Origin of the sequence: Trichocoleus sp. AS-A1 (assembly GCF_039962015.1) — a bacterium.
In the GTDB taxonomy this organism is placed as follows: domain Bacteria; phylum Cyanobacteriota; class Cyanobacteriia; order Cyanobacteriales; family FACHB-T130; genus FACHB-T130.
On the sequence record NZ_JAMPKG010000041.1, the window covers coordinates 36,912 to 48,924 of the forward strand.

General features: G+C 50.0%; 12 protein-coding genes. 6 read left to right on the top strand and 6 right to left on the bottom strand.

What is annotated here, in order from left to right; translation table 11 throughout:
• The first annotated feature begins 171 nt into the window (after window positions 1-171).
• Window positions 172-483 carry a hypothetical protein gene (locus NC994_RS23495; RefSeq protein ID WP_190412006.1) on the top strand — a complete coding sequence of 104 codons (312 nt, stop codon included), beginning with the start codon at window positions 172-174 and terminating at the stop codon, window positions 481-483.
• 38 nt (window positions 484-521) lie between these two features.
• Here the strand turns inward: NC994_RS23495 and NC994_RS23500 are convergent, their stop codons facing one another.
• Window positions 522-668 (bottom strand): hypothetical protein, encoded by a 147-nt coding sequence (locus NC994_RS23500; RefSeq protein ID WP_190439581.1) that lies wholly within the window; start codon window positions 666-668, stop codon window positions 522-524.
• 33 nt (window positions 669-701) lie between these two features.
• Between NC994_RS23500 and NC994_RS23505 the strand changes: the two genes are divergently transcribed.
• From NC994_RS23505 to NC994_RS23515, 3 genes are all read left to right on the top strand, one after another.
• Window positions 702-2,429, top strand: a complete 1,728-nt coding sequence (locus NC994_RS23505; protein WP_190439584.1) for a succinate dehydrogenase/fumarate reductase flavoprotein subunit — start codon at window positions 702-704, stop codon at window positions 2,427-2,429.
• 8 nt (window positions 2,430-2,437) lie between these two features.
• Complete coding sequence (locus NC994_RS23510) at window positions 2,438-2,584, top strand: hypothetical protein (RefSeq protein ID WP_190439587.1); 147 nt, start codon at window positions 2,438-2,440, stop codon at window positions 2,582-2,584.
• Window positions 2,585-2,855: 271 nt separating this feature from the next.
• Entirely contained in the window at window positions 2,856-3,473 is a 618-nt protein-coding gene (locus NC994_RS23515) for a TMEM165/GDT1 family protein (protein ID WP_190439590.1), read from the top strand.
• A gap of 68 nt (window positions 3,474-3,541) precedes the next feature.
• Here the strand turns inward: NC994_RS23515 and NC994_RS23520 are convergent, their stop codons facing one another.
• Window positions 3,542-4,480: a tetratricopeptide repeat protein gene (locus tag NC994_RS23520; RefSeq protein ID WP_347276582.1), complete on the bottom strand. Its 939-nt coding sequence runs from the start codon at window positions 4,478-4,480 to the stop codon at window positions 3,542-3,544.
• A gap of 192 nt (window positions 4,481-4,672) precedes the next feature.
• On the opposite strand from NC994_RS23520, the gene NC994_RS23525 reads away from it, so the two are divergent.
• Window positions 4,673-5,626, top strand: a complete 954-nt coding sequence (locus tag NC994_RS23525) for a hypothetical protein (RefSeq protein ID WP_190439596.1) — start codon at window positions 4,673-4,675, stop codon at window positions 5,624-5,626.
• A gap of 66 nt (window positions 5,627-5,692) precedes the next feature.
• Here the strand turns inward: NC994_RS23525 and NC994_RS23530 are convergent, their stop codons facing one another.
• From NC994_RS23530 to NC994_RS23545, 4 genes are all read right to left on the bottom strand, one after another.
• Window positions 5,693-6,892, bottom strand: a complete 1,200-nt coding sequence (locus NC994_RS23530) for a homocysteine biosynthesis protein (protein WP_190439598.1) — start codon at window positions 6,890-6,892, stop codon at window positions 5,693-5,695.
• Between the two features lie 101 nt (window positions 6,893-6,993).
• Entirely contained in the window at window positions 6,994-7,836 is an 843-nt protein-coding gene (locus NC994_RS23535) for a DUF4351 domain-containing protein (protein WP_190439601.1), read from the bottom strand.
• 71 nt (window positions 7,837-7,907) lie between these two features.
• The gene (locus tag NC994_RS23540) at window positions 7,908-9,101 is read right to left on the bottom strand and encodes an AI-2E family transporter (RefSeq protein ID WP_190439604.1); all 1,194 of its coding nucleotides are present in this window, start codon (window positions 9,099-9,101) and stop codon (window positions 7,908-7,910) included.
• A 183-nt stretch (window positions 9,102-9,284) separates the two neighbouring features.
• The gene (locus tag NC994_RS23545) at window positions 9,285-9,479 is read right to left on the bottom strand and encodes a hypothetical protein (RefSeq protein ID WP_190412016.1); all 195 of its coding nucleotides are present in this window, start codon (window positions 9,477-9,479) and stop codon (window positions 9,285-9,287) included.
• A 231-nt stretch (window positions 9,480-9,710) separates the two neighbouring features.
• Between NC994_RS23545 and ftsH the strand changes: the two genes are divergently transcribed.
• Window positions 9,711-11,651, top strand: coding sequence for an ATP-dependent zinc metalloprotease FtsH (gene ftsH, locus NC994_RS23550; RefSeq protein WP_190439611.1), 1,941 nt, complete (start codon window positions 9,711-9,713; stop codon window positions 11,649-11,651).
• Window positions 11,652-12,013 lie beyond the last annotated feature (362 nt).

Consider the following 12,013-nt stretch of genomic DNA (forward strand, 5'->3'; position numbering starts at 1 on the left):
TAAATTCGAGAGCGATCGCTATGGCTGGAACGCAGTGAGTAGCAACCGTTCGGCACACTGGGGTAGATTGTAAAGCTATATTGCAACTCTTGTAAAAAGATTTAGAAATCTGCCAAGCCCGTGTCAGAACCTTAACCTAGAACTTTAAAGGAATGTTGCAAGGGAAACGTCATGGATAAAATGCAAAAGTATCGCTTCGTCTGTACTCTCTCCTTTGGCGATATCTATGGGCAAATCATCGTTTGGCTGATTGTCATCTTCATTAGTCTCGCCTCTGCACTAGCGCTGTGGAGTACCACTCGGCAAATTTACGCCCTAATGACTGTCGGACTCATCCTCGTGCTGTCTTTGCCCTTCTTGCTCTTTGCCTTCGTGACCACGTTGTTTAACCACATTGAGGTTTCTGCAATGGATATCCAGGACACCACTGAGACCGTTGGTGGCAGTTTACCCAACCAAAACCCTGCCCAAGTGACTAGTTGAAGAGCCATCAGTCTTTGGTCAACACTGAGAACTGAGGGCTAAGGACTGAGGACTGAGGACTGAGGACTGAGGACTGAGGACTGAGGACTGAGGACTGAGACGCCAGAACTGGTATTAGGACTAAAAAGAAATTTATGAAGAACTTCCCCGCTTTGTGGTGGGGAAGTTTTTATTTGCGTCAGCATGGATGTAAGAATTCCAAAGAGCGGATCTTAAAGATGCTTGAACACGATGTCGTGATTGTGGGAGGTGGATTAGCGGGGTGTCGCGCCGCCTTAGAGATTGCCCGCACAGAACCCAGCTTAGATGTAGCGCTGATTGCCAAAACTCACCCGATTCGTTCCCATTCGGTCGCCGCGCAGGGGGGTATGGCGGCAACGCTGAAGAATGTAGACCCTGAAGACACTTGGAAAGACCACGCTTTTGACACCGTAAAGGGATCTGACTACCTGGCGGATCAGGATGCGGTGGAAATCCTCACCCGCGAGGCTCCAGACACGATCATCGACCTGGAACACATGGGAGTATTGTTTTCCCGATTGCCGGATGGTCGGATTGCCCAGCGGGCTTTTGGGGGGCATTCTCACCGGCGCACTTGCTATGCAGCGGATAAGACGGGTCACGCGATTCTGCACGAACTGGTGAATAATCTCAGGCGTCACGGCGTCCGCATCTACGATGAGTGGTACGTGATGCAGCTGATTCTGGAAGACGCCCAGGCGAAGGGTGTGGTGATGTACCAGATTCTGGACGGGCGAATTGAGGTTGTACGGGCGAAGGCGGTGATGTTCGCCACGGGCGGCTATGGCAGGGTATTTAACACCACCTCGAATGACTACGCCTCGACGGGGGATGGGTTGGCGATGTCTGCCCTCGCCGGGGTGCCGTTGGAAGATATGGAGTTTGTGCAGTTTCACCCGACGGGCTTGTATCCGGTGGGAGTGCTGATTTCGGAAGCTGTGCGGGGTGAAGGCGCGTATTTGATCAACGCTGAGGGCGATCGCTTCATGGCGACTTATGCCCCCAGTCGCATGGAACTCGCTCCCCGCGATATTACTTCACGAGCGATCGCGCGAGAAATTCGTGCCGGAAGGGGCGTTCATCCCGATGGCAGCGCCGGTGGTCCCTTTGTCTATCTCGACTTGCGCCACATGGGGCGAGAAAAAATTATGAGTCGGGTTCCCTTTGCTTGGGAAGAAGCTCACCGATTACTCAGCATCGATGCCGTAGATCAACCGATGCCCGTGCGCCCTACGGCTCACTATTCAATGGGCGGCATCCCCGTCAATACCAGCGGTCAGGTGAAAAGTGGCCCAGATGGTTTAATTGACGCTTTCTTTGCCGCTGGAGAAGCTGCTTGTGTCTCGGTTCACGGGGCAAATCGATTGGGCAGTAATTCCCTGTTGGAGTGTGTGGTTTATGGCAGAAAAACGGGGGCAACGATCGCGCAATTTGTCCAAAACCGCAAGCTGCCCGAACTGGATGAGCAACCCTATCTGCTAGAAGCTCACTGCAAAATCCAAGCGCAACTAGAACAATCGGGTCAATACCGGATTAACCAAGTGCGTCAAGCCTTCCAAGACTGCATGACTGAGTATTGTGGTGTCTTCCGCAGCGAGGAATTGATGCGCGAAGGTTTGAACAAGCTGCAACAGATTCAGCAGCAATCCCAGGATATTTACCTGGATGACAAAGGTAAACTCTGGAATACTGAAGTCATCGAGGCACTGGAACTCCGCAGCTTGATTATTGTCGGACAAATGATTCTGACATCGGCGCTCAACCGTCAAGAAAGTCGAGGCGCTCATTATCGCGAAGATTATCCTGAGCGTGACGATGAGAATTTCCTCAAGCACACGATGGCTTTCTATTCTCCAGCCGGGATCGATTTGCGCGATCGCCCGGTGACGATTACTATGTTTGAGCCAAAGGAACGGAAGTATTAAGTGATTAGGTGGAAAGTTTGCAAGTTCATAACCTGCCGACTTTCCACCTGCCCGTTTGGTGCTGGCTGCGAATGGGGGATATATTGCGATCGCCTGCCATGACACTCCCCAAACAAATTTATGTAGATTTATTAATTTCTTCTACCCACAGTTAGATGTATAATTACTTAACAATGAAGGGGAGTAGCTGCTAGCGAAGAATGATGCTAGCCCATCTGAATCAACATACTGGCGATGAGCCTGGTTCAGGTGACAAGCGAAAGAAACTAAAAATAAGCGCCTAGTCGCTGAACTAATTGTTTCAAACCTTGGGAGCGAGACCTTCACCGAGTTCACATCCGATGTGAGCTGCTGGTGAAGTCCCATGTACCCTCCAGAAAGCTCACTCAGATGCGATAGGTAGAACATTCTGAGGAGCTTGAGAGGATGCTGACAGCTTTTACTGCCGGTTTATTATTCATCACTTTTTCCGAATTAGGCGATAAAACCTTTTTCATTGCGGTAATTCTGGCAATGCGCCACTCCCGACGCCTGGTATTTGCAGGAGTCGTGGCGGCATTAGCAGCAATGACGGTTCTGTCGGTTCTCTTAGGACAAGTGGCGTCTCTACTCCCCAAGCATTATCTTCATTTGGCGGAAATTATTTTTTTTGTTGGCTTCGGGGTGAAGTTATTGTACGAAGCAAGCCAGATGCCAGCGGGACCAGACTGTGAAGAAGCCGAAGAAGCGCTCGCCACGGTTAAAGAAGCTGAGTCGAAAATGCCAAAAAAGAAAACTCCTTGGGCGATTGTCCTCGAAGCCTTTATGCTGACATTTGTAGCAGAGTGGGGCGATCGCACTCAGATTGCCACAATTGCTCTAGCTGCGTCCCAGTCGGCTGTAGGGGTTACGGCTGGGGCTATTGCGGGGCATAGTATTTGTGCAGCGATCGCTGTTTTGGGGGGTCGGATGATCGCCGGACGAATTTCCGAGCGATTAATTACAGCAATTGGGGGCGGCTTGTTTTTGCTGTTTGGAGCGATCGCCTTATTGGAAGGAAATTAAAAATTAAAAATGCCTGCATTAAAAATTCTGTTTTTTGATGAAAGCATTTTTAATTCTTAAGACCCAGGTTAAGGCGTAGGGCTGGGAGATACAGAAGGCGAAGTCGTAGGTGAAGTCGTGGGCGCAGTCGTGGGCGCAGCCGTGGGTGCGGGTGCGTCAGCCGCCAGTTGTTTAATTTGGTCTTTGACTCTAGCTGGAGCTAGAGCGATCGCCGTATTGAATAGGGGTTTAGCTTCGGCGATTTTGCCTTGTTCTCGCAGCACCAGTGCCTTCGCTAGCACCGGACGAAAATCCTGTCGATTGCCTTTGATGGCGTCATCGTAGATAGCGATCGCTTCCGGATAGCGCTTTTGCTCAACGTAAACCTTGCCCAACTCCAACTGCACCGAAGTGACATCGACGCTACCAGGTTGAACTTGATTCACTTGGGGAGCAGTTTTCAACGTGTCTTGCAGCAAGCCAATCGCTGCTTCCGGACGGTTTTGTTGTACCAGAAGACTCACAAGACCTTGCAGGGCGTTCATATCTCCCGGTTTAGAAGTCAAAATCGAGCGATAAGTTTGGGCAGCCCCTTCGCGATCTCCTGTTTGCTGTTTAGCTTGTGCAAGTAAAACTGCGTATTCACTTTGATCGGGATTCAGCTTTGCCAGTTTGTCCAAAGGTGCGATCGCGCCTTTGACATCGCGCATTTTTAGCCGCGCTTCCAACAGTCCCCGCAGTGCCGTTTGATTCTGCGGTTCTCGCTGCAAAACCAGTTCGTACCCTTTCGCCTGCGCTTCCAGTTCCGCTTGATTAGGTACCCCTGCCGACTGAGTCGGTGTTGGGGTTGCCCCAGTGGTAGGCTCTTGACCGTCAAAAACAATACCCACCAACGGAATGATGGATAATCCGACAAAGATCAACACACCCAGCCCTAGGACTAGATTAATAAACCAGCGATTGCGCTTTTGGGACACACGACTGCTCTGAACTCTATTGCCATTATCAAACACAATCTTATTTTCCACTGTCACACTTGGCAAACCGCATCACTGTCTCCACGTTTTAAAATAGTGGCAGCATCGAACCGAACTTGATAAGGTGTAAGTGTTTTTGCTGAGTGCAAAAACATTACGGATCTACCAGTCGTATCACCGCATTCAGTACAATGAGCTGACTGACTCCCCCCAAGGGGATGTGTCTCCGCCGCGAGGAGTATTATGAGTCCTTCTGTAAATCGGTTCTCCGAATTATCCCAGTCTTCTGGCGATCCTAAGCCAGAACCACCACCCCTATCCAGTCCGCCAACGCCAGCGGATACAGCGTCAAACAGCGATTTGGAACAAACAACTGAAGAGAATCCTGCTGTCACACGACAGCAACCCATTCCTCCCCCTAGCGAACCCATGCAATACCGGGCCATTGGCCTAGTAAAGGGTAAGTACACGTCCTCCGACGAGCAATTTACGCGAGGAATGCTGCTGGCAAGCGATGGAACAGCCATCGATGCCGTGCTATTAGGTCGGGTGATGAGTTTAGTCAAAAATCACCTGAACTTAGAGCAGGAACATTTATGGGTTGTCTATCCCCGGATGCGACAAGAAGACGGCAACTTGCACGTCCAGATTGTGGGCGTTTGGGAGCCGGAAAGGTTGAACCAGCCGTCGTCTGACCCAGAAGCGGAAACAGCCCAATCGTCCGAACCCACGCATATTCAAAGTGAAGAGTCGGCGGCGAACGATGGCTATTTTTCGATTCGCGGGGAAGTGATTTTTCAGTCGCGGGAAGAAGAAGAAGGCATCATCGTCAAGATTAAGCAGTCTCCCCGCAAGCAGGAAGACACGCCTAAGTTTTTCAAGTTGAAACTCAATGGTGTGGTTCAAGAAAAGGCAGTCGGTCATTTCATGGATTTGCAGGTGCAGCGACAGGGGAACTCCCTGGTAATTCAGGAGAGCCAGGATATTGGTCGCCTGCCTCCTAGAAAGATTCCGGGCAAGAAACCGTTTCGAGGAGGTGGAGGTGGGCGTCCTCCCAACAGAAAGCCAGGAGGAGGAAGCCGAGAGCGTCCCGTGCGTCCAAGCGGAGAAAGACCCGCAGCGATCGCGCCCCCATCCCCCAAACGCAAAGAACCCTTGCCAAAGCCAGTTAAGCGCTCTTCCCCGCCGCCAGAATAAACTGGCGGTTAGTCATGAGTCACTGTGATGAGTTACACCTAATAACGAATAACGAATGACAAATGACTAATCTAGGGAAATTTGAGAACCCCATCGGTCTTGGGGTAAAAATGAGCGATCCAGTGGAATGGGGGCAACAGGTTCGGTGAGGGTAAATGTCCCCGCCTCAATCCATTGCTTCAACTCCAGCGCTACTTGATTAGAAAAAAATAGGCTGACTAAGGGGGCAACCCGCACGGGTTTGCCCTCTATTGTGATGCGTCCCGTCTTCAGCTGGGCGTAACTCACAAGACCAAAAGTGGGACGGACGCGCCGAGGAATCGAGAAATCGACAACCGGCGCAACGATCTCCTTGTCTTGCACGGCACAATTGGCGACGACTTGCTCTTGTAAAACGGGCAGTGGGATACCAACGCCTAGCATCAAAGAAGGGCCATAATTTTTGAAGTAACAGCCGCGCACCCAGCGAGAATTCATTTGTTTGGCGTCTCCCATTAAGGCAAGGGTAGCCGCCGGACCAACAGGCGTTCGATTTGGCAACCGCTTTTGTAAGGGGAAGTGTTGGGTGCCTTCCCAAGCTACATAGCCAACGCCACCGCCTAAGAAAATCCGGGTGCCAATCCCAATTATTTGCAGGTCTGGATCGTTCAGGAGGGGAGAAATTGCCCCAGCGTTTGAGTAGACGGCATTGGCAAGGCGGGGTTGCAGAGGGCCGAGGTAAGTATAAAGGGGGCGATCGCCTCCATTCACCCCGACGATAAAATTTTGGTATAGATTGCGGGGATTATATAGATAAAACTGGTTAATCGTGTCGCGGGTGATGGTTGTCTCAAAGGAAGCACGAGGGTAGCAGTCCGTCCCTTGCCCAATGGCGCGTAGTTGCACCGTTTTCCCAGCAATTAAATCTTCAATCACATGACCGCCGCCGCGTTCTCTAGATTCCTCGCCGTCTAGGGGTTCGCCCGTACTCCGATATTCCACCATCTGGGTTGCTCCCAGATACAGATCCACTGCCCCAAAGCCAGAGTAGGCTAAAACCCCATCTAACCAACAGGAGCGAATTTTAATTGGGGGATCGGTGTGTCCCAGGTTAATAATCGCCCCCGAAGACTCCATCGGCTCGAAAGTGCCGGTGGTAATGACATCTACTTGCTTCGCAGCTTGGGTGACTCCCACTTCTGCCACCCGTGCTTTTAATTCTTCTATTGTCCACACCACTGCACGCTGGTGGCTGATTTTGTCGTTAATTTCGGCAAGGGTTCGCATAGGGAAGGTTGAAGGGTCGGACTTTTGCTCATCCCTAGTTTCCACTATTGCGATGCCTCGTGGGGCGACGCTTTTGGGAGGTTAACGGTGTGTGTTGCTGTTCAGATTGCCGATGAGTCTATCGCTGCCAAGTAACTAACTAAATCAGTTTGGGTGGAGAAATCTAACAGCGCTTCTGCCAATCCCTCTAATTGAGGAATCGATAAACCGCGAATCTGTTCTTGCAGTTCGGGATTGATGTCACCAAATCGTAGCCTGAGCTGCCGCAAAATTAACGCCACTTCTCCTTGTCGCAGACCTCGTTGCTCGCCCTTTTGGAGAATGTCTTGATAGATAACAGATTCCTGCATAATTTCCTCTCGGAATAGTTGTTGAATCAAATCTTTTTTAAACCGCAAACCAGCAAGAACCCCGGCACAAGCGAGGATATTCTGTCGCTCGGTGGTTTTCTCGATCCTAGCGACCCCAGTGGCGACTTGCTCTAATAAGGCTCTGGGTGAATCGCTGCGGGCTAAGGTTGCCAGGGGTAGGAGAGCCGGGTTTGCTAGCAGTGGGGTGGGATCTTCCTCCCACATACGGATGACTCGATATTGATGTCTGGTGTTTGTGTCTGTGTACTGCTGTCGAAAGACGAGTTCTGAGGTAGTGGCTTGCAAAAAGATCGCTACCTGCACAATTTCACACCCATATTGCCGCTTCAGCCGCGTGTAGTAGTCGAGCATCCGGAAGTCGAGGGGCGGAGTTGATTGCGCCGAGGTTTGAAATTCCAGGTGCAAGATTTGGTTGGCGACTTGCAGGAAGATGACAGAATCGGCGCGAATCGGTTCCAAACTGAGTTCGCTTTTGATTACCTGGATGTCTGAAACTTCAGATGACAGTAGCCACTTGGCAAATTCATCTGGGTAGTTCTCAGCGAGATACTTGCAAGTGTTGTCGTATTCCAAGAGGGCAATTGGAGAAAGTCTTATTATTTTCTCATCGGAGGTTACTAACTAATCGCGATCGCTACTTATCGCTACTTCTTCCCTTTATCAGTCACATCATTAACATTCGCCTGATTCTCGTTATCAAGATTAGGCTTGTCATTAATGGATGACTTCCCTTCCGGCAACACCACCGTTTCTCGCTCAAATTCAGCAGCTTCATGAGACGTTGCTATACCCTCTGGATCAAAATCTGCTTCGCGCTGACTGCGCCATTGATCGAGAACATCTTTGAATAAGACTTCTTTGAACCAAATCTGACCAACAACGGTTAGCGGTAACGCCAAGACCAACCCTAAAAATCCAAAGAATGTGGCGAAAAATACTTGAGCAAGTAACGTTACGGCTGGCAACAGCGACACCTGTTGAGCCATAACGTAGGGTGTTAAGAAATTGCTTTCAACCTGCTGAATAAAAAAGTAAAGACCGAACACAGCCAAGCATTTCCAAGGAGCCTCCAACAACGCGATCGCCATTGGTGGAATGACACTAATCGTCGGGCCAAGATTGGGAATCAAATTTAGCACCCCCGCCAAAATCCCTTGAGCCAGCGGCGACGGGATTCGCAAAACCGACAAGCCAATCATACTCATCAGCGCGACTACACTCATGCTGATGAGAGCGCCTCCAAGCCATCGCCCTAATGACACCTCGCATTGGTCCAAAATCCCATCCACGCGCCGCCGATAAAAAGAAGGAAATAGCCGCACAAATCCCTTGCGGTAAGCTTGGGGATTTGCTAAGAACATTCCGGTTAAAACCAGCACCAGCAAAACGTTGAGGATAATCCCTAAAGAGCTGGAGAAAAAGGCGACCGAACTGCCCAATAGCCGATTGATTAAGGGCTGTACTTGTTGGCTTATGCTCTCCACATCGGGTAGGTACGGTGTCAGCTGGCTAGGAAGACCCGTTCTGAGGCGATCTACCCAAAGATTCAAGCGCTCAAACCCTCTAGGAACCCGTTCTGTGAGTTCTTGAAACTGGACGGTAAAGGGCGGCACAATCAGCCAAAAAAACCCGACAATCAGAGCTAATAATAAGACAATCGACGCCAGGATCGCGATGCCATGTTTCATTCCCGATCGTTGCAGCCGCCGCGCCAATCGGTTTAAGGCAGTCGCCAACACAACGGCGGCAAACACCAACAGCAACACCTGCCGAATTTGCCACAAAACATAAAGAGAAACGACTAAGACGAATAAGCCAATCCACTGACCTAGATTCACAGGTGTTGACTCCGAGCTGACATAGGCTGTAATTGCCGTTTAATGCAGCTAGATTAGCCGATTTTGGCAACTTTCGCATGGGTTGAAAGTAAGGTTTGAATAGCTGCCAAGCGTCAACTGTTTCAGTGTTTTTATGTAAGCCGCTCTAGTCAGATAAGTATTCATTGATACTTAAAATACAACTTAGTCCAGTTGGCGATATTGTCGCGATCGCTGCCAGAAGGTCACAGCCATAATCAGCGTTGGCAGAAACACAACCATCAGCACTAGGGCTGGGGATGCTGGAATTGATAAATAGGGACCACCGTACTTAATTAAGATTGACAGTGCCGCTGAGGCGACTAGCACTTTAAGAATGAATCCAACCTGAGTTGTCATACAACTTAATAAACAAAGACTAAAGTACGGCTATACGGATGCTTGTAGGGGTAGACACCGAACCCAGGCGATCGCATCCCCTTTTTTACAATAGCTTTTAGAGCTTCACCCTGTTACCAATTTCGATGCTCTAAAAGCTTACTAAAGCCAAGAGTACATTTAGCTTTCACTCAGTAGACATCTGAAAGCAACCTTTCAAACTTTATAACTTTTAAGAGGTTCGTATCTACAATGCCTGTTGAAAATAATAATAAGCGATCGCCCAAAGCCTCTAGAACAAAGCAGTTTGGCGGCAGCTTCCTGGTTTTGTTCACTATCCTTCTACTGCTAAACTTTATCATTCCGAGTTTTGGCTCTCAATTGCCGCAGGTACCCTACAGCGACTTTATCAATCAGGTAGAAAGCGGTAAAGTTGAGCAGGCAGTTGTGAGCAATGACCGGATCGAGTATGCGCTTAAATCCGATGCCACGGGAGAGCAAGCCGCACCAGATCAGGTATTCGTCACCACGCCAGTGGCAATCGATCTGGATCTACCCAAGATCCTGCGCGAACATAACGTAAAGTTTGCTGCACCTGCACCCAACAACAATGGCTGGATTGGAACCCTCCTCAGTTGGGTTGTTCCTCCCCTGATTTTCTTTGGAATTTGGGGATGGTTGATGAACCGGGGTGGAGGCGCAGGTGGCGCAGCGCTGACGGTTGGGAAAAGCAAGGCACGGATTTACTCAGAAGGCAGCACCGGCATCAAGTTTAGTGATGTGGCGGGTGTCGATGAAGCCAAGTTAGAACTGCTAGAGATTGTGGATTTCTTGAAAAATGCCGGGAAGTACACCCGATTGGGAGCCAAAATTCCCAAAGGCGTGCTGCTGGTGGGACCTCCGGGAACTGGAAAGACACTCTTAGCAAAAGCGATCGCGGGTGAAGCGGGCGTTCCTTTCTTCAGTATCTCTGGCTCCGAATTCATCGAGCTATTCGTCGGTGTCGGCGCTGCACGAGTCCGCGACTTATTTGAACAAGCCAAAAAACAAGCCCCTTGCATCGTCTTCATCGACGAACTAGACGCGCTAGGTAAATCTCGCGGCGGTGCTGGAGGCTTTGTCGGTGGAAACGATGAGCGCGAACAAACCCTTAACCAGTTGCTCACCGAAATGGATGGTTTTGATGGGAATACCGGGGTGATTATCGTCGCCGCCACGAACCGCCCAGAAGTGCTAGATCCAGCTCTGCGGCGTCCGGGTCGTTTTGACCGGCAAGTGGTGGTAGACCGCCCGGATAAAGTGGGTAGAGAAGCCATTCTTGGCGTCCATTCCCGAAATGTCAAGTTAGCAGATGATGTAGACTTGGTAGCGATCGCGGGTCGCACACCTGGGTTTGCCGGTGCCGATTTAGCTAACCTGGTGAATGAAGCGGCGCTACTGGCAGCACGTCAGAACCGCGACGCTGTGATGATGGCAGACTTCAACGAAGCAATTGAGCGTGTTGTCACCGGATTAGAGCGCAGATCCCGCGTTCTGAATGATGTTGAGAAAAAGACTGTCGCTTATCACGAAGTCGGTCATGCGATTATCGCGGCTTTGATGCCGGGAGCTGGTAAAGTCGAGAAAATCTCTATCGTCCCCCGTGGCGTCGGTGCCTTAGGCTACACGCTCCAGATGCCAGAGGAAGACCGCTTTTTGATGGTAGAAGATGAAATTCGCGGTCGAATCGCCACTCTCTTAGGTGGACGCTCATCGGAAGAGTTAATCTTTGGAAAGGTGTCTACGGGTGCGAGTGACGACATCCAAAAAGCAACAGATTTAGCGGAACGGGCGATTACTCTCTACGGCATGAGTGATGAATTGGGACCCGTGGCGTTTGAGAAGCCGCAGCAACAGTTCATCGAGGGTTACAGCAATCCGCGTCGTTCAGTGAGTCCCGTGGTGGCTGAGCAGATTGACCGCCAAGTGAAGGAAACGATTGATGCAGCGCACCACATGGCTTTAGAAATCTTAGACAAGAATCGGGATTTACTGGAAGAGCTGGCACAGATGCTTTTGCAAAAAGAAGTTTTGGAAGGCGCTGAACTGCGGGAACAACTCAAATCCGCTAATATTCCTTCAGAAATGGATGAATGGTTGCGTAGCGGGAAGCTACCTGACGGGATACAGTTGAAGCAAGCCGCTTTGGTTTAATGACTCCTTGAGGTGAGAAAAAAGCGATCGCTTTTCGTTTAAAGCGATCGCTTTTCCTTTGGGAGCATCCCGATACGTGCCAATCTACAACAGCGGATTTCTTTCGCCTGTTTTACGGTTTTATTGCAGAAATCTGCAAGGTAACTGGACTAAGTATTATTACCTGGTTCCAGAGAAGAATGATGGAATCAAGTTGCGATCGCTAACGAGAGTGGGTAGTGAAACGCATCTTTTTTGTAAAAATTTATATATAGCAATCGCCAAGGTAATTAGGACGACAAGCATAAGACATGCTCGATTGCATCTCGCAAACAATTAAACTGGTTGAGTTGTTTGCGGATGCGGCTGTTGAGCCAAGACCA